This is a genomic window from Ruegeria sp. AL3, assembly GCF_056536065.1.
The window spans coordinates 455,906-472,719 of the sequence record NZ_JBQFJG010000001.1 but is presented as its reverse complement, the minus strand read 5'-3'; the positions used below and the strand labels follow the sequence as shown (position 1 = coordinate 472,719).

The window sequence follows — 16,814 nt, the reverse complement described above, 5'->3', positions numbered from 1 at the left end:
GCCAAAATGGTGGCCAGACATCTACAGCAGGGTTGATCCTGTTGTGCCACTCAATTCACACTGACCAACCCTGAGGTGGGCCAATGGACGCCATCCTATTGCAAATTCTGAACGGTCTGGACAAAGGGTCGGCTTATGCGCTGATTGCGCTGGGGCTGACGCTTATTTTTGGGACGCTCGGCGTTGTGAACTTTGCCCATGGGGCCCTGTTCATGATCGGTGCGTTCTGTGCCGTCACTTTGCAAAAGCTCATGAACCTGAGCTTTGTAACCATCGACGAGAGCCAAACCGACTTTCTTGGCAACCCGCTGAAAGTGGAAACACCTTATGTCGAGGCGTGGTTCGGCCCGGAGTTTGGGGCGACGATTATCGACTGGTCCGTTCCATTGGCCATCCTGTTTGCGATCCCGATCATGCTGGCGGTTGGCTATGTGATGGAACGCGGGCTTATCAAGCATTTCTACAAGCGCCCCCACGCGGACCAGATCCTTGTCACGTTCGGCCTGGCGATCGTGTTGCAGGAAATCGTAAAGTATTTCTTTGGTGCCAACCCCATCCAGACCCCGCCGCCCGACGCGCTGAGTGGCTCTATCGACCTTGGCACAATGATCGGGTTTGATCCCAACGCGATCATCTACCCGATCTGGCGCCTCGTCTATTTTGGCTTTGCAGTTGCCATAATCGGTGCCGTCTTCTCATTCCTGCAATTCACCACCTTCGGCATGGTTGTGCGCGCCGGCATGGCGGATCGCGAAACTGTTGGCCTGCTGGGGATCAACATCGACCGGCGTTTTACGATCATGTTCGGTATTGCTGCCGCGGTGGCCGGTTTGGCGGGCGTCATGTACGGGCCGCTCAACCCACCAAACTATCACATGGGGATGGATTTTCTGGTCCTCAGTTTCGTTGTGGTTGTCGTTGGCGGCATGGGGTCTCTTCCCGGCGCCGTGCTGGCTGGCTTTCTGCTGGGCATTCTCGAAAGCTTCGCCTCTACGACCTGGGCCACGACGACGATCCCGGGCATCAACCAAATCATCATCTACCTTGTTGCCATTATTGTGCTGCTCACACGCCCGCGCGGTTTGATGGGACGCAAAGGCGTGATGGAGGAATAATCGATGTTGGGACTGAACAAAAAAGACACCAGCCTGCTGATCATCGTCGGCATCCTTACGATGCTGGCGCCCTTCATCCTGAATCCGTTCCCCGAAGGCAGCGCCATGGCGCAGTTCAACGCGGGCTATCCGGATCTGATGCAGCGCTTTGTCATCTTTGGCATCTTTGCCATCGGCTTCAACATCCTGTTCGGCCTTACCGGATACCTGTCATTCGGACATGCGGCCTTTCTGGGCGTTGGATCCTATTCCGCCGTATGGATGTTCAAGCTGCTGAGTTACAACATCATCCCGGCCATCGCACTCAGCGTTGTGGTCGCCGGGGTATTCTCATTGCTGATCGGATTTGTCAGCCTGCGCCGGTCGGGCATCTATTTTTCGATCCTCACGCTGGCCTTCGCCCAGATGAGCTTTGCGTTGGCTTATTCGGTGTTGTCCAACCCCAAGTTCAACCTGACGAACGGGGAAACGGGATTGCAGGTTTACGCGGATGATCCACAGATTCTGCAAGGGGCGAACTCGCCGGACCTGCCGCATCTGTTCGGGTTGCCGATGCGCGCAACCTACACGCTGGACGTGGGCGCATGGAGTTTTGATTTCAACGCGGGATACTATCTGTGTGCGGTGATCATGATGGTGGTATTCTATCTGTCCATCCGAATTTTTCGTTCACCTTTCGGGATGATGCTGCGGGCCGTCAAATCAAACCAGCAGCGGATGAACTACACTGGCCTGAACTCGAAACCGTACACGCTGGCAGCTTTTGTCATCTCGGGCATGTATGCCGGCCTGGCTGGTGGGCTGATGGCCGCAATGGACCCGCTGGCAGGTGCCGAACGCATGCAGTGGACCGCATCGGGCGAGGTCGTTCTGATGACGATCCTGGGCGGCACCGGCACACTGATCGGGCCGGTGCTGGGTGCAGGCTTCATCAAGTACTTCGAAAATATTTTCTCGAAGATCAACGACAACGTGTTGCACAGCTGGTTTGCATTCCTGCCTGACGGGCTGGAGGACGCTGTGGTTTTCTTGATCCATCCGTTCATCGGCAAGGGATGGCATCTGACGCTGGGCATTCTTTTCATGCTTGTCGTTATCTACTTGCCGGGTGGTCTTGTCGAAGGTGGTCAGCGTTTGCTGAACCGGCTCAAGCGCAAGAAATCAAAATCCGACGACGCGACGTCGGGCAAAACGGAACCGGCGGAATAAGGGGCGAGCCATGGCAATTCTAAGAGTCAAAGACGTCAGCAAGCGCTTCGGCGGCCTCAAGGCGCTCACGGATGTGAATCTCAGCGTCGAGGAGAATTCGGTTCACGCAATCATCGGGCCCAATGGTGCGGGCAAGTCGACCTTGCTGAATTGTCTGGTTGGCAAGCTCATGCCAGATACCGGGTCCGTATTGTTCGACAACGCATCGGTCTTGGGGCTTGAACCCTTCCAGATCAACCAGATGGGCATAAGCCGCGTGTTTCAAACACCAGAGATTTTTGGTGAATTGACGGTGATGGAGAACATGTTGATTCCGATCTTCGCCATGCGGGATGGCGCGTTCCGGATGCATGCATACGAGACCATCGCCAACGAAAAAGCTGTTGTTGAACAAGCCGAAGCCATGCTGGAAGAGATGAACATGGCCGACAAGCGTGAGATGCATGCGGCCTCGCTGTCGCGCGGCGACAAGCGCCGGCTCGAGATTGGCATGTGCCTCAGCCAGAATCCGAGGCTGTTGCTGCTGGACGAACCGACGGCGGGGATGGCGAGGGCGGATACCAACAACACGATCGACCTGCTGAAACAGATCAAGGAAGAACGCGACATCACCATCGCGATCATCGAGCATGACATGCATGTTGTCTTCAGCCTTGCCGAACGCATCACTGTTCTGGCCCAGGGGACACCCCTGGTTGAAGATACTCCTGAAAACATCCGCGGAAACCCAAAGGTTCGCGAAGCCTATCTGGGCGAGGCTGCGTAAGGAAACGCTATGAACGAGAAACCTGACTTTTCGAAAAACGCCAATCTGGCCAGCACCGCCCCTGCGTTTCTTTCCGTTTGGGATATGCACTCCTATTACGGAGAAAGCTATATCGTGCAGGGTGTCAGCTTCAATGTGCATGAAGGCGAGATTCTTGCTCTTCTTGGGCGAAACGGTGCGGGCAAAACCTCGACACTGCGCTCGATTGCAAGGGTCGCAGAACCCGAAGTAAGACATGGCGAAATCTGGTTGGACCACAAACCGCTGCACAACATGACAAGCTATGAAGCAGCAGCGGCTGGCCTTGGTCTTGTACCGGAAGACAGGCGCATTATTCCCGGCCTGACAGTCGAAGAAAATCTGCAACTTGCACAGATTGCTCCTCCGATCGGATGGTCCCTTGAACGGCTTTACGAGCTGTTTCCGCGTCTCGGTGAGCGCAGGAAGCAGGAAGGGATTACATTGTCGGGTGGCGAACAGCAGATGCTGTCAATCGCCAGAGCGCTTGCCAGGGACATCAAGGTACTGCTTTTGGATGAGCCGTATGAAGGTTTGGCGCCTGTTATCGTCGACGAAATCGAAAAAACCCTCATACATGTCAAGCAGCAGGGTATGACCACGATCATCGTTGAACAGAACGCCGTGCGCGCTTTGGAGTTGGCGGACCGCGCGATCATTCTTGACACCGGTACCATCGTGTTCGACGGAACGGCAAAAGAAGTGCTTGAGGACACCAATCTTCGTGAGGAGTATCTGGCGATCTGAGCGTTGTTCTGATTGGCAAACAGACCCGATGGGTATCACCAGTTCGTGGCTCACCATGACCCGCGTTCAGGGCAGATACTGCCCATTCGCGATCAAGGGTGTTTCACCCCGAAAAATGATGGTCGTCGGCTCAAATCCGAATGCGGGTTTGCGGCATTAGGTTCTGTCGGGCCTGCGCTGAATGCGCGCCTCGTGCAACGCGCCCCAAAGGACGAGGGGGCAAGTTTGCAATGCTTCGCGACATCCGCCACTGCGCCGACCAGAAGATTGCGCCGCGGTGTTCCAGGTCGTTGTGCAATGGATAAGAAAGTCAGGCTCTGCCCCTGGGCTGCCAGTGCCTTCGCCGCAGAGGCTGCAAGGTAAACATTCCCCTAGCCATTCCGGGCAACCGTCGTGATCGTGTGCCCATGGTTTCAATCGGCCTGAAAACGCGCCGACGAAACCTGTGCCCGGAATAGGCCAGTGTGTCTCGCTTTACTTCCGGCTTGTACTATCCGGCTGGCCCATTTCGGTGTCCGGTTCCCAGCACCTTCACTTCCAGCCAGTGGAACATCAGGGCAATAATACCGGCAACGAGAATGTAGAATACGGCCAGCAGGATGAGCGGCTCGTAGATGATGAACGTGTCGGACCGCACCCGCGATGACACGGCATAGATATCAACCACCGTAATCGTGGCGACCAAAGGCGTCGCCTTTAACTGGAGGATGGTTTCACCGCCCAGGGTTGGCAGAACGTTGCGGATTGCCTGCGGTAGCCAGATGCGGCGGAACATTGTCAGCCTGGGCATGCCAAACGCCTTTGCCGCCTCCAGCTGACCTTTGGCGACGCCTTTGAAGGCTCCGCGCATTACCTCACCTTCGTAGCCGGCATAGGAAAGCGTTAGTGCCAGCACCGCATAAGGCCAGGCCTGACGCAGATACGGCCAAAGCTCGGACGATCGTATCCAGGGGAATTGAGGGAACAATGAGCCGAGGCCATAATACAGCAACCAAAGCTGCAAAAGCAGGGGTGTGCCCCGAATGATGGTGCAAAACGCCTTGGCGGGGGCCGCAAGGTACCAGGGTCCAACGGCTTGGGCCAACCCGAGTGGTACGGCCAGCAGAAATCCGAGAACGACGGTGACAACAAGCAGCCAGAGCGTGGTCCAGATTCCCTGCAAGGCAAGCGGGGCGTATTTTGGCAACCAGTCCCATCGCAAAGACATGGCACACCAGATCACGATCCCGGCAAAGATCAGCATCATCACGATGCGATGGGGTTGCATCAAAGACCTGAGATCGATCATCTGCCACCTCCTTTCAGAGAAGGTTGACCGCGACGCGCCCATTTTTCGATCCGCGCGAAGATGGCGCCCGAAAACAGGGTGACCATGAGATAGAGAAAACCCGCCGCCAGAAAGAAGGTGAAATAGGCGCGTGTGCTGCTGGCGGCCTGCCGGGTTTCCAGTGTCAGTTCGTTGAATCCCACGACCGCGAGCAGGGCGGTGTCCTTGGTGGCGATCAGCCACAAGTTGGCCAGGCCGGGTACGGCAAAGCTCATCATGGCGGGGATCGTCACGCGGCGCATGGTCATGAAGGCGGGCATCCCGTAGGATTTGGCGGCCTCGATCTGTCCGGGTGGAACCGCCTGTATGGCTCCGCGCAGGATCTCGGTTGCATATGCGCCCTGTACAACGCCCAGAACCCAAATGCCCGCAGCGACGCCATTGACCTCGACCCGACCTCCACCCATTGCAGCGGAGATTTTGTTGATGATGTCAGATCCCACGTAATACAGGATCAGGATCAGGACCAGTTCCGGCACGGCCCGGATCACGGTCGTGTAGATGGCAAGAAGATCGCGCGTGACCTTCCCGCCATAAAGCTTGCCATAGGCTCCGAACAATCCGATCACGAGGCCGAGCGCATATGCACCAAAAGCGATCTGCAATGAGTGGGACAATCCGCGCAGCAGATTGCCCCCCCAACCCGGTGGCGACAGCGACAGAAGCTCTGCGCTCTGCGCCAATCCAAGCGATTCCAACAGTCCGGTCACGGCAGCCGCTTAGTAGATGCTGGCCGAGAAATAGTTCGAAGTGATCTTCTCGTGCGTTCCATCGGCAAGAATTGCCGCGATGCCCTTGTTCAGCGCTGCAAGCAGGTCATCGTCGCCCTTGCGAACACCCGCACCAACACCCCGGCCCAGGATGGCCGGATCATCTGCGACGGCGCCTTTGATTTCACAGCATGCCCCGGCATCCGAGTTCACGAAGTCCGCCATGGCAATACTGTCGGCCTGAGTGGCGTCAATACGACCTGCGAACAGGTCCTGGTTGGCCTCATCCTGAGTTTGATAAACCTTCAGTTCGGAATCCTTGAAATATTCCTGCGCATAAGCCTGGTGGATGGTCGACGCCTGAACGCCGACAACCTTACCGGCCAGCGACTCGGGGGTCGCTTCGATATCCATCGATTTGTCCGCGACGATGACGGCAGGTGTGTTGTAGTAAGGATCGCTGAAATCAATGGTTTTCAGCCGCTCTTCGGTGATCGACATAGATGCCATGATGGCGTCGATCTGCTGTCCGGTCAGCGACGGGATGATACCATCCCAGGCGACCGGCGTGATGACACAGTCAAGTTCCGCAGCGGCGCAGACCGCATTGATGACATCGATTTCCCAGCCGACCCAATTGCCTGAACTGTCCAGCGACGCGAATGGCGGGTAAGGTTCGGCTGCGATGCCGATCTTGACCTCTTCTGCACTGGCGATACCAGCCGAAAGGACAGCGGCGGCAAGGCCGGACGCGAGCAGTTTCTTGACGTTCATTTTGATACTCCCTTTTGGTTCATTTTGTTTTTTAGGTTCAGGCGACCGAGCTGAGGAACTGCTTAAGGCGCTCTGATTTTGGGTTTCCGAAGACCTCGGCAGGTGGGCCCTGCTCTTCGATGCGGCCCTCGAAGAGATAGACAACGTGGTCTGCGACTTCGCGTGCGAATTTCATTTCATGGGTGACAAGCAGCATTGTGCGCCCTTCGGCGGCAAGATCGCGGATCACGGTCAGAACTTCGCCAACAAGCTCGGGATCAAGCGCCGACGTCGGTTCATCGAAAAGCATCACCGAAGGATCGACCGCAAGCGCCCGGGCAATGGCGGCGCGCTGTTGCTGACCACCCGAAAGATAGGCCGGATAGGTGTCAGCCTTGTCGCCAAGGCCCACCCGCGTCAGCAATTCATGCGCCCGTGCGATCGCCTGGGCCTTTGGCACCCTGAGCACATGCACTGGCACTTCGATCACGTTTTCCAGAAGCGTGCGGTGTGTCCACAGATTGAACTGCTGGAAAACCATGGCCAGACGCGTGCGGATACGTTCGATCTGGCGGCGGTTGGAGGGGCTGCCATCGGTGTGCATTTCAACGGGTTCCCCGCCGATGGTTATCTTTCCGGAACTCGGCGTTTCCAAAAAGTTGATGCAGCGCAGCATGGTGGATTTTCCAGAGCCTGACCCCCCGATAATGGCAACAACATCCCCCTTGTTTGCGGTCAGGGATACGCCTTTCAAAACCTCCAGCGTGCCAAAGGACTTGTGCAGATCCTCAACCTTGATCGCTTCGTCGGGCGTGGTTGTTTCGGGTGCGGGTGAAACTGCTTTGGCTGTGTCCATATCCAAGAATCTTCTGATTTCAGCTTGCAGTAAGCCCCGAATCTCGCAATTATGCAAGTGTATAATAACTCCGTGCCATGGATGACACTGACGTGCAGGACGAAAGCCGCAAATTCAAACGTGAGTCTGCCGAGGTTCGCCGCGAGGCGCTGATTCTGGCGACTTTGGACCTGATCGCCGAGATGGGCGTTCGGGGTGCCACGGTGCGCGAGATCGCAGCCCGTGCGAATGTGACCCAAGGTTTGATCCGGCACTATTTCTCATCCAAGGACGAACTGGTTCAGGCGGCGTATGAGCACCACATGAATACGCTGACGGACCAGACAGCGGCGTCATCAGGAACCGGAAGCGCGGTTTCTCAGTTGACCAACTTCGTCGACGCGTCACTGCGACAGCCGATCGTCGATCCAAGCGCCGTGGCGTTGTGGGCGGGTTTCCTGAACAAGGTGCAGCATGACCCGAAAATGCAGCGCATTCACCAGCGAACCTATGACTATTTCCGGGATCACCTCGAGAAGCTGATCGTCGCGGCATTGCAGGAAGCCGGGCGTTCGGTTGACGCGTCAGAGGCAATGCAACTGGCCATCGCCTGCAACGCGGTGATCGACGGCCTGTGGCTGGAAGGGGGCGCGCTTCCGGATGCGTTTTCCGAAGGCCAGCTGGCGCGGATCGGTTTGGATTCCGTCAGCGCCATCGTCGGGATTCCATTGACCAAAGGGGTGGAGCAGTCATGAAGACCACATCGGTGACAGAACGGTTGGCGGGCTTGGGTGGCGCCAAATGGGGCGTACATCTGAAAGCCCGCGACCTTATCAAGGCCGGAGCGGACATCGTCGAAATGACGATAGGAGAACCGGACGTTCCGGTGCCGGACGTGCTGGTCGAAGCCACCGTTGCATCATTGCGGGCGCAGCGGACAGGGTACTCCAACGGGCGCGGTGAAGCAGGGCTGCTTGACGCTCTGGCTGCGCGCTATTCTGCCTCTCGCGGGCGGGCTTTCGAGCCCGGGAATTTTCTGTGCTTTCCCGGCACGCAAACCGCCCTTTTCGCAGCCATGGCCGGGGTCGCCGAGGCGGGCGACGTAGTTCTGGTCGGCGATCCGATGTACGCGACCTATGAAGGTGTCATTCGTGCATCCGGGGCCGAGATGGTACCCGTACCGCTGCGGCCCGAGAAAGGGTTTCGCATGCAGGCCGCAGATATCGCGGCCCGCATCACTCCGCGCAGCCGCGCCATTCTTCTGACAACACCGCATAACCCGACGGGCGCGATCCTGACCGCCGCGGACATTGCCGAGATCGGGCAGCTGGCGATTGCGCGTGATTTGTGGATCATCTCGGACGAGGTCTATGAAGAACTGATCTTTGACAGTGCACGATTTGTTTCACCATTGGCAGATCCGGAACTGGCGGATCGTGTCATTGGCGTATCATCCATCTCGAAGTCTCATGCCGCTCCGGGGTTCCGCAGTGGCTGGTGTGTCGGGCCCGCCGCGTTCTGCGAAGCGCTGCTGCCCTATTCCGAGACCATGCTTTTTGGCAATCAGCCGTTCATCGCGGACATGACCGAAAAAGCGATCCGTGACGGGTCCGAGGTTGCCCCCGGGATGGCCGCCCGCTTTTCTGGCCGCGCCACCCTGTTGGCCGATCGTCTTGAAGCTGAAACGGATCTGATTGTTCACCGGCCCGAAGCGGGAATGTTCGCACTCATCAATGTCTCTGCCACCGGGCTGGATGGCGAAGCCTATGCCTGGGATCTGCTACAGGCCGGGGTGGCCGTCATGCCGGGATCCGCCTTTGGTGACAGCCTGAAGGACTGGGTGCGGGTCGCTTTGACTATCAATGACACGGATTTTGGTACTGCGGTTTCCCGTATCATCGATCACGCCAACAGCAAATCACGCGAGGTCGCATGAGCAGTATGACAGTTGGCGAAGCTCTGGTTGCCGGGCTGCGCCAGCGGGATGTGACCTGCGTCTTCGGAATTCCGGGCGTTCACACGGTGGAACTGTACCGAGGGCTTGCGGCTTCGGGCATACGACATGTGACGCCCAGACACGAACAGGGGGCGGGTTTCATGGCCGATGGCTATGCCCGTGTGTCGGGCAAACCGGGTGTTGCCTTTGTGATCACCGGCCCCGGATTGACCAATACGCTGACGCCGATGGCGCAGGCGCGGGCCGATTCAATACCGATGCTGGTGGTGTCCGGCGTCAACAAAACCGGATCGCTTGGCAAGGGCTTGGGGCATCTGCACGAATTGCCGGACCAAATCGGGCTGGCGAAAACGGTTGCGTTGGTGTCCGAACAGGTCACCGGCCCCAGCGCTCTGGCCCCGGTTTTGGACCGCGTTTTTCACGGCCTCAGCAATGGTCGCCGCGGGCCGACGCATATCGAGGTTCCGTTGGATGTCGCAGCGGCGGACTATCAGGAAACAGCAGTCGAGACGCCTGACCCTGATCCTCCGGTCAGCCCGGAATTGATCAGACAGGCTGCAGGGCAATTGGCTGAGGCAAAGAAAGTCGTCATTCTGGCGGGCGGCGGCGCGAAACGTGCCGAGGCGGGATTGCAAGCACTGGCCGAAGCTCTGGGTGCCCCTGTTGTGCAAACCGTCAACGCGCGCGGCCTGATGCACGGACATGCCCTGACCGTTCCGGCCAGCCCCAGCCTGAACGCGGTGCGCGCATTGTTGGAAAGCGCCGATTGCGTTCTGGCCTTGGGAACCGAGCTGGGGCCGACCGATTATGACATGTATGCCACCGGCCAGTTTGCGAAACTGCCAAACCTGATACGGGTTGATCGGTGCAGCGATCAGCTTTCGCGGCACGAGGCAGCGATTGCCATTCAAGGTGACGTAGGCTTGGTTGTGCCAGCGCTGTGTAAGGCCTTGCCGCAGAGGGCACGGCAAAGCGACGGTGCGGACCGTGCCAGAAAAACGCGCGATGCGGCCTGGCAGGAGATTGGTCCGGATTATCGCCAACAGGTGGAGATACTGAATGCGATGCGCTCGGCGTCTCCGGATGCTCTGATGGTCGGGGATTCCACCCAGCCAATTTATGCCGGCAATCTTTACTATGACCACGACCGGGCTGGCGGCTGGTTCAATGCGGTAACGGGCTATGGTGCGCTTGGTTATGGCATACCAGCAGCCATCGGTGCGTCGATTGCCGATCCAACGGCGCGGGTAATATGCATCGTCGGCGATGGCGGGGCGCAGTTTTCTATGCCGGAAGCAATGGCCGCAGTAGACGAAAACCTGCCGGTCACGTTCGTGATCTGGAACAATCGCGGGTACCGGGAAATCGCCACATCGATGCAGGATGCAGGCGTGACGGTCATAGGATGTGACCCCACACCCCCCGATTTTGCAGCAACGGCCAGATCCTTTGGCATTCCACACACCAGGGTTCCCGATAAGCCGCAGTCCATCGCGCAAGCGTTACGCGAAACGGCGTCCATGGGCGGGCCCGCGATGATCGAAGTCACCGCCCGAAAATTCGAACCTCAGAGAGATTAAAGCATGTCAGACCCAACTTTTGAGTTTTCCCGCGCCATCACCCGCCGCCCGGCCCCGACCATCGCTGACGGATTGCGCGCAGAAGATATCGGAAACCCGGATTTCGATGGGATGACGGCCGCGCATGGGGCATACGTGGCAGCACTGAAAAGCACCGGGGCCGAGGTGATCGAGCTTGATCCCCTGGATGCGTTCCCTGACGCGCAGTTTGTGGAAGATACGGCCCTGTGCCTGCCGCAGGGTGCTGTGCTGATGCGGCCGGGCGCGCCTTCGCGAATGGGGGAAGTGGCCGAGATCGCCCCGGCACTGCTGACCTGCTATGAAACGGTCACACAGATCAATGGTCCCGGCCATATCGAGGGTGGAGACATCCTTGTAACCGGCCGCGAAATTCTTGTGGGCCGGTCAGACCGCACTGACGCGGAAGGTGTTCAGGAACTGGCGAAAATCACCTCGGAATGGGGTCACAAACTGCGGGAAGTGTTCACACCCGAGGGCGTTTTGCACTTCAAAACGGATTGTTCGCTGATGGATGCCGAGACGATCCTTGCGACCCGGCGATTGGACGCTTCGGGCTGTTTTGAAGGCTACCGGGTGCTGCATGTAGCTGACGGCGAGGAGGCGGCGGCAAACGCGATTAGGTTCAACAATCTGGTGCTGATGGCCGCTGGGTTTCCGCGCACCGCAGAGATGCTGGACCGCGAAGGCTATGAGGTCGTTGAAATTGACAATACCGATTGTGCAAAGCTTGATGGTGGCATGTCCTGTCTTTCATTAAGGTTCTGAGGGGCAGCTGCAGGGTTCAGACCCCAGTGAATTCGGCAGGTCGCGTGTTGATGGTTCGAAAGACAGGCGGTGAGCAAGCTTGATTTCTTACGGTTGACAGGCGGGCAGGTGGCACTGTTTGAACCCTGTTTGCCAAAGCCCAATGACTAAGCACCGCGGCAAGGGTCGGCGGGCCCTGAGTGGGATTGTCTTCCTTGTTCGCATCGGATCGTGCACCGCCGCTGCCGTTGCTGCACACTGCGCGCCCACCGGTGTCTGGCCCGCTCTAATGGCCCGAATTCGGAAGCGCCAGAACACTCGTGAGTGTTGCCGTTGTTGCCAGCACCACCAACACCATCAATGCCTCAACCTGGATGGAGCGGGCGAGGCGTTGCGCTGCCTTGACCTCTCCACCTTGCATGGCCGGAACAAATCGGAGCTTGTTTGCGGCGGCAAGAAACAACAGCAGCGCCACAAAAAACACTTTGAGCAACAACGCCTGCCCGTAGCCAGTGAACAGCAGCTCTTGGAGATTGCCGACAAGCAACCAGGCCATCCAAAGGCCCGCCACGATCAACGCCGGCACAAGCCAAGTGGCAGCTTGCCCAAAGACATGACCGAGTTCAGCAGCATCCTTCAGGTGTTCAGGAGCAAGGGCCAGATTCCGCAGCGGGCTGAAGATGCCCACCCAGAAAGCTACACACAACAGGTGCAGCAGGAGCAGGAGCTGGATACCAAAGCTCTCCAGTTCCGGCACGTGCCCGATCTGCGCAAACGACCACAGAGCGATCGTGCCACCCAACAGCGCGATCCACTGACCAAAGCGAGGAACGGACAGCCCCACAAGGATCAACGATGCGCCAGAAAGGCGATAAACAAGTGCGTCGCCCACGGATGTCTGCCACAGCAGGCCAAGCATCTTCGGATCGACCATGCCGTCAACCCCGCCTGTCAAGGCGGCCCCACGAAGCAAGAAGCCAACTGCTGTCGCGACAAGAGCAAGCCATGCCAAGGCCCTGGCATGGCGCGTCATCGCAAGGTTCACCGGCGCGACAAGGCCGGAATAGAGGCATCCAACAATCACAAGCCCGGCGGAGCCCGCAAAGCCGATGTAGAGCACCAGCTTTGCGAGGATCGCGCCAATCGCCCAGATGTCTGGCATGCTCAATCCACGGTAAAGGAAAACGCGCCCTGCATCGCATGGCCGTCTTCACCCAAACCGCGCCATTCGATGACATAGGTGCCCGTTCCATTGCTCGGCAGTGGGATCGTGAACGCCTGACCAAAATTTGTCTGGTCACCCAAATCCAAGCTTACTGCCGAGTGTTCTTCATGGGCCATCTCTATCCGTGTCAGCCGGATGTTTTTTGAGAAGTTGAGGCCAATTTCAGCAGGCACATCCGTTATTCTGGAGCCGTTGGCAGGGGTTGTTTCTTCGACCTTGGAATGCGCCAGTGCGCCGTTGGCAAGCGCAACCATAAGCGCAAATGTCATGATCTTCTTCATTGGGTTACCCTCAGTTTATTCCGTTGGCACGCTGGATTTCGCGAATGTAGGCGATCACCATGGCAACGTCACCTCGTGTCAGCCCCTCCACGGGCGGCATGTCGCCAAATTGCCAATGGTGGCTTCTTACACCTTGTGAAACCGCCCTCTGAAAGGCTTCATCCGCATGGTGACTGGGTTCGTATATTTTGTGGATCAGGGGCGGCCCCGCACCCTCTACACCGACCGCGTTGGCGCCGTGGCATGACGCGCAGGAGACCTCAAAAACACGCTGGCCGATTGCGGCATTGCCTTCGATGGTCGGCATCCGAATTGCGACCATGGCGTCGCCTATGCGTGTTTCATGCGGTGTGGCTTCTTCGATTCCACCAGGGCGAAGAGTTATGAAAGCGGCGACCGCAGCGACAGTGCATGCGCCGATTAGAAAGTGACTTTTATTCATGGATTGGTCCTGACATTTTGGAAGCTAGTAACGCTGCGGCACATCGCGAACAGCCGCACGTGCTGGTCGCGTACATCCGCAGGGAATTGCGCTGCTTCAAAGGTCAGGGGGCCTGTAGATTGCGCCCGGTTCACTCAGCTTGACTTGGGTTCCAGCATGGAGCTCCGGGTCAGTATCACGCCGACCCTTGGCATCTTCACTGACTTGGAACGGCAATGCAACGGCTTGGCAGATAAAGGGATTGCACTCTCCGGTTTCGGAACTCTCCGGATCATGATGATGACCTGAAGCCGAGACGTCTTCGCTCGTTGCCAATGCAGAGTGTTCGGAAGGTTGCGTATGGTGCTCACAGTGAAGGCCCACGCAGCCCTTCGACAGCGCGTGCGCAACACCGCCAATGCCGGTCAGGATGACCAGAACGCCAACCAATAGAACAAGTGAATATCGCCGGATGACCATGGTGCAGGACGCTAATGCACGGGAGCGCCCGTGACAACGCCATACAGTTCATCCCCCCGGAACAAGATCGCTTACTGGTGGTCTGAGATGCAAAAAAGCAAACCGTGTCTGCGATGCGGTTTTGTGCGCTGCATTCTCACCTTAGTCTTCATGGCTCAATTCGCAGTATCGAATGGTATCAATCATGCGCTCCCTCTGAGACTCATTGAAAAGGCTGAATTTATCCCACGCGCCTTTGTCCTTGCCAAAGCACTCTTGAGACCCCGGGCATCATTGTGCGTAGTTCATGCCCGACTGTTATTTGTGCTTTTTTATTGCGTCGCCGCACGCTGCAAGACGCCGTGCCAGAGTACCAGCCTCTTTAGGGCATCTTGTACGCAAAGACATACGAAGGGTCCTACGTGTGATGTTTGGTCTAGTGTGGGGTTTTGGTTTTGTGTCGGGCAGGGGGCTAACGGAAGTAATAGATCCCATGTCTGGACAGTGAGAGATACGCACGCAGCTTCATTTTGTGTCACACCTGTGTGTCACACCGCCCTAATGCTTGCTATCTAGTTGTATTGTTAGGTTTTGGTGGAGCCTAGGGGAGTCGAACCCCTGACCTCTTGCATGCCATGCAAGCGCTCTCCCAACTGAGCTAAGGCCCCATCTAGGTACCGCTGATGCGGTGGACGGACGTTTAGGAGACAGTGACGACGAGTGCAAGTCCAAAAATGGAATCGAACGCGAATTTCCGCACTAAGCTGTCCGTGGAACGAAAAAGGCGACCCTGTGGTCGCCTTTGACTTGATCAGTTTTCGTCTTCCGAAGACATGTCGGTGATATCATCCAGCGACACGTCATCACTGGTGTCATCATCGTCATCCAGCAGATCGTCATCCAGTTCGACGTCGACAGAGTCGTCGTCATCCAGAACCAGATCCTCTTCCGACGCGTTTTCACGCGCTTTGACCGAGGCGGCATCTTCTGCATCCGCCGCGATCATGCGGCTTTTGGATGTTTCAAGCTCCACGATCTCGCCAGTGTAGGGGCTGATGATCGGGTCCTTGTTCAGGTCGTAGAATCGCTTACCGGTGGTCGGGCAAACGCGCTTTACGCCCCATTCTTCCTTGGGCATGTCAAATCCCCTTGATATCAGGTGAGTCGTCTAAATGATTCAGCTCACCTGCCACAGGCAGAGAGCACTGTCAAAGTCTTTGCGCAAGAGAGGTCGCGATATGGGAGAGCATGCACTGCCAGGGACACCACCGGTGCCGCTGAGGCTGCGCAAATCCGCCCGGGCGCGGCGCATCAGTTTGCGAATTTCTCAGCTGGACGGCCGGGTTACGCTGACCTATCCGGTCGGTGTGCCTGAGTCCGAGGCGCTGAGTTTCGCACGTACCAAGGAAGAGTGGATTCGCCAGCATTTGCAGGACAGGCCGGAAACGGCCGTGGTGCAGTTCGGACAGAAGATACCGATTGAAGGCGTTGTCCGGCGAATCGTGCCCGCCAAGGGTCGGCGTGTTCAGTTGATGGCGGATGAGGTCGCAGTGCCCGAAGGGGCCGAGGCGCGCAGATTGGCCCGGTTTCTGAAGGAATTGGCGCGGGACCGATTGATTGGCGCGTGTGATGATTATGCGGCAATGCTGGGGCGGTCGTACAGCACGCTCGGCCTGCGCGACACGCGGTCACGTTGGGGATCATGCAGTTCACAGGGTGGATTGATGTTCTCGTGGCGGCTCATTCTCGCGCCGTCCGAGGTGCTGCACTATGTGGCCGCGCATGAAGTGGCGCATCTTGTCGAGATGAACCACTCGCCCGCGTTCTGGGAACAGGTGGAAAGCATTTTCGGCCCCTGCCAGCAACCCCGCCGCTGGTTGCGTGACAATGGGGCAGAGCTGCATCGTTACAGGTTTGACGCAAAGCCGAGTTGACCTTGCACTGTTTTGTGATCACATAAGCGGATGTTGAGCACACGCCCGTCTGACACCCAAACTGCCACTCATGACCGGGTGTACCGAGCCCTGAGGTCTCGAATCATGCATGGTGAGATGGCGCCGGGACAGGCGCTGACCTTGCGTGGCATCGGCAAGGAATTCGGCGTCTCGATGACCCCGGCGCGTGAGGCCGTGCGCCGTCTGGCCGCCGAGGGGGCTTTGTTCCTGTCCAATTCCGGCCGGGTCTCGACACCTGAGTTGACCAACGACCGGATAGAAGAATTGGCGGCGTTGCGCGCGTTGCTGGAAGTCGAGCTGGCCAGCCGGGCTTTGCCCCGGGCGCATATTGCGCTGATCGACCGCTTGCAGACCATCAACATGACCGTTGCCGAGATGGTGACCAAGCGGGACGCGGTTGGGTACATCCGTTCAAATCTGGAATTTCACCGCACCCTTTACCTGCGCGCTCAGGCGCCTGCGATGTTGGCCATTGCCGAAACGGTCTGGCTGCAACTCGGGCCGACGATGAGGGCGCTTTACGGGCGTCTCAGGCGCACTGAGCCACCGCATTATCACAAGCTGATCATTGCGGCCCTCAAGGCCGGGGACGAACCGGGCTTGCGCCTGGCGGTCCGTTCGGACGTGACGCAGGGATTGCGCTTGCTGGTGAGCTGAGCGGCATCCCGCCGACATTCCCGCGCCTACTGCT

Annotated in this window: 18 protein-coding genes and 1 tRNA gene; 10 read left to right on the top strand and 9 right to left on the bottom strand. The window is 57.9% G+C overall.

Going from position 1 to position 16,814, the window contains the following annotated elements:
• Positions 1 to 83: 83 nt before the first annotated feature.
• Genes ACR3E6_RS02390 through ACR3E6_RS02375 form a run of 4 tightly spaced genes read left to right on the top strand, consistent with a single transcriptional unit; the run spans position 84 to position 3,855 of the window.
• Positions 84 to 1,115, top strand: coding sequence for a branched-chain amino acid ABC transporter permease (locus tag ACR3E6_RS02390; RefSeq protein WP_171118891.1), 1,032 nt, complete (start codon positions 84 to 86; stop codon positions 1,113 to 1,115).
• Between the two features lie 3 nt (positions 1,116 to 1,118).
• The gene (locus ACR3E6_RS02385) at positions 1,119 to 2,324 is read left to right on the top strand and encodes a branched-chain amino acid ABC transporter permease (RefSeq protein WP_171118889.1); all 1,206 of its coding nucleotides are present in this window, start codon (positions 1,119 to 1,121) and stop codon (positions 2,322 to 2,324) included.
• Positions 2,325 to 2,334: 10 nt separating this feature from the next.
• On the top strand, positions 2,335 to 3,090 hold the full coding sequence (locus tag ACR3E6_RS02380; RefSeq protein WP_152459074.1) for an ABC transporter ATP-binding protein: 756 nt from the start codon (positions 2,335 to 2,337) through the stop codon (positions 3,088 to 3,090).
• A 9-nt stretch (positions 3,091 to 3,099) separates the two neighbouring features.
• Complete coding sequence (locus ACR3E6_RS02375; RefSeq protein ID WP_480485634.1) at positions 3,100 to 3,855, top strand: ABC transporter ATP-binding protein; 756 nt, start codon at positions 3,100 to 3,102, stop codon at positions 3,853 to 3,855.
• A 490-nt stretch (positions 3,856 to 4,345) separates the two neighbouring features.
• On the opposite strand, the gene ACR3E6_RS02370 is transcribed toward ACR3E6_RS02375, so the two are convergent.
• Genes ACR3E6_RS02370 through ACR3E6_RS02355 form a run of 4 tightly spaced genes read right to left on the bottom strand, consistent with a single transcriptional unit; the run spans position 4,346 to position 7,501 of the window.
• Positions 4,346 to 5,143 carry an ABC transporter permease gene (locus ACR3E6_RS02370; protein WP_480485632.1) on the bottom strand — a complete coding sequence of 266 codons (798 nt, stop codon included), beginning with the start codon at positions 5,141 to 5,143 and terminating at the stop codon, positions 4,346 to 4,348.
• Complete coding sequence (locus ACR3E6_RS02365) at positions 5,140 to 5,892, bottom strand: ABC transporter permease (protein WP_152459071.1); 753 nt, start codon at positions 5,890 to 5,892, stop codon at positions 5,140 to 5,142. Before ACR3E6_RS02365 ends, ACR3E6_RS02370 begins: the two co-directional genes overlap by 4 nt.
• A gap of 9 nt (positions 5,893 to 5,901) precedes the next feature.
• Positions 5,902 to 6,666 carry a transporter substrate-binding domain-containing protein gene (locus tag ACR3E6_RS02360; RefSeq protein ID WP_171634594.1) on the bottom strand — a complete coding sequence of 255 codons (765 nt, stop codon included), beginning with the start codon at positions 6,664 to 6,666 and terminating at the stop codon, positions 5,902 to 5,904.
• Positions 6,667 to 6,703: 37 nt separating this feature from the next.
• Positions 6,704 to 7,501, bottom strand: a complete 798-nt coding sequence (locus ACR3E6_RS02355; protein WP_171634592.1) for an ABC transporter ATP-binding protein — start codon at positions 7,499 to 7,501, stop codon at positions 6,704 to 6,706.
• Positions 7,502 to 7,578: 77 nt separating this feature from the next.
• Here ACR3E6_RS02355 and ACR3E6_RS02350 point away from each other — a divergent pair, with 77 nt between their 5' ends.
• From ACR3E6_RS02350 to ACR3E6_RS02335, 4 genes are read left to right on the top strand one after another with little or no spacing between them, the layout of a single operon-like run.
• Complete coding sequence (locus ACR3E6_RS02350; RefSeq protein ID WP_216598219.1) at positions 7,579 to 8,235, top strand: TetR/AcrR family transcriptional regulator; 657 nt, start codon at positions 7,579 to 7,581, stop codon at positions 8,233 to 8,235.
• A complete protein-coding gene (locus ACR3E6_RS02345) occupies positions 8,232 to 9,416 on the top strand; it encodes a pyridoxal phosphate-dependent aminotransferase (RefSeq protein ID WP_480485629.1) in 1,185 nt (394 codons plus the stop codon). Before ACR3E6_RS02350 ends, ACR3E6_RS02345 begins: the two co-directional genes overlap by 4 nt.
• Positions 9,413 to 11,017, top strand: a complete 1,605-nt coding sequence (locus ACR3E6_RS02340; RefSeq protein WP_480485627.1) for a 5-guanidino-2-oxopentanoate decarboxylase — start codon at positions 9,413 to 9,415, stop codon at positions 11,015 to 11,017. The genes ACR3E6_RS02345 and ACR3E6_RS02340 overlap by 4 nt, the downstream gene beginning before the upstream one ends.
• A gap of 3 nt (positions 11,018 to 11,020) precedes the next feature.
• On the top strand, positions 11,021 to 11,803 hold the full coding sequence (locus ACR3E6_RS02335) for a dimethylarginine dimethylaminohydrolase family protein (protein WP_480485625.1): 783 nt from the start codon (positions 11,021 to 11,023) through the stop codon (positions 11,801 to 11,803).
• Between the two features lie 265 nt (positions 11,804 to 12,068).
• Here ACR3E6_RS02335 and ACR3E6_RS02330 read toward each other — a convergent pair whose 3' ends face one another.
• The 5 genes from ACR3E6_RS02330 to ACR3E6_RS02310 all read right to left on the bottom strand — a co-directional run bounded on the left by ACR3E6_RS02330 (position 12,069) and on the right by ACR3E6_RS02310 (position 15,306).
• The gene (locus ACR3E6_RS02330; protein ID WP_171722714.1) at positions 12,069 to 12,944 is read right to left on the bottom strand and encodes a copper resistance D family protein; all 876 of its coding nucleotides are present in this window, start codon (positions 12,942 to 12,944) and stop codon (positions 12,069 to 12,071) included.
• 2 nt (positions 12,945 to 12,946) lie between these two features.
• The gene (locus tag ACR3E6_RS02325) at positions 12,947 to 13,288 is read right to left on the bottom strand and encodes a copper resistance CopC family protein (RefSeq protein WP_171634580.1); all 342 of its coding nucleotides are present in this window, start codon (positions 13,286 to 13,288) and stop codon (positions 12,947 to 12,949) included.
• A gap of 10 nt (positions 13,289 to 13,298) precedes the next feature.
• Entirely contained in the window at positions 13,299 to 13,730 is a 432-nt protein-coding gene (locus tag ACR3E6_RS02320; RefSeq protein WP_171634577.1) for a c-type cytochrome, read from the bottom strand.
• 1,030 nt (positions 13,731 to 14,760) lie between these two features.
• Positions 14,761 to 14,836: transfer RNA gene (locus ACR3E6_RS02315), tRNA-Ala, on the bottom strand.
• Positions 14,837 to 14,979: 143 nt separating this feature from the next.
• Positions 14,980 to 15,306 (bottom strand): TIGR02300 family protein, encoded by a 327-nt coding sequence (locus ACR3E6_RS02310; RefSeq protein ID WP_171634574.1) that lies wholly within the window; start codon positions 15,304 to 15,306, stop codon positions 14,980 to 14,982.
• A 100-nt stretch (positions 15,307 to 15,406) separates the two neighbouring features.
• Here ACR3E6_RS02310 and ACR3E6_RS02305 point away from each other — a divergent pair, with 100 nt between their 5' ends.
• Both ACR3E6_RS02305 and ACR3E6_RS02300 read left to right on the top strand, forming a co-directional pair.
• On the top strand, positions 15,407 to 16,102 hold the full coding sequence (locus tag ACR3E6_RS02305; protein ID WP_245217951.1) for a M48 family metallopeptidase: 696 nt from the start codon (positions 15,407 to 15,409) through the stop codon (positions 16,100 to 16,102).
• 30 nt (positions 16,103 to 16,132) lie between these two features.
• On the top strand, positions 16,133 to 16,780 hold the full coding sequence (locus tag ACR3E6_RS02300) for a GntR family transcriptional regulator (RefSeq protein ID WP_170346010.1): 648 nt from the start codon (positions 16,133 to 16,135) through the stop codon (positions 16,778 to 16,780).
• Positions 16,781 to 16,814: the final 34 nt, after the last annotated feature.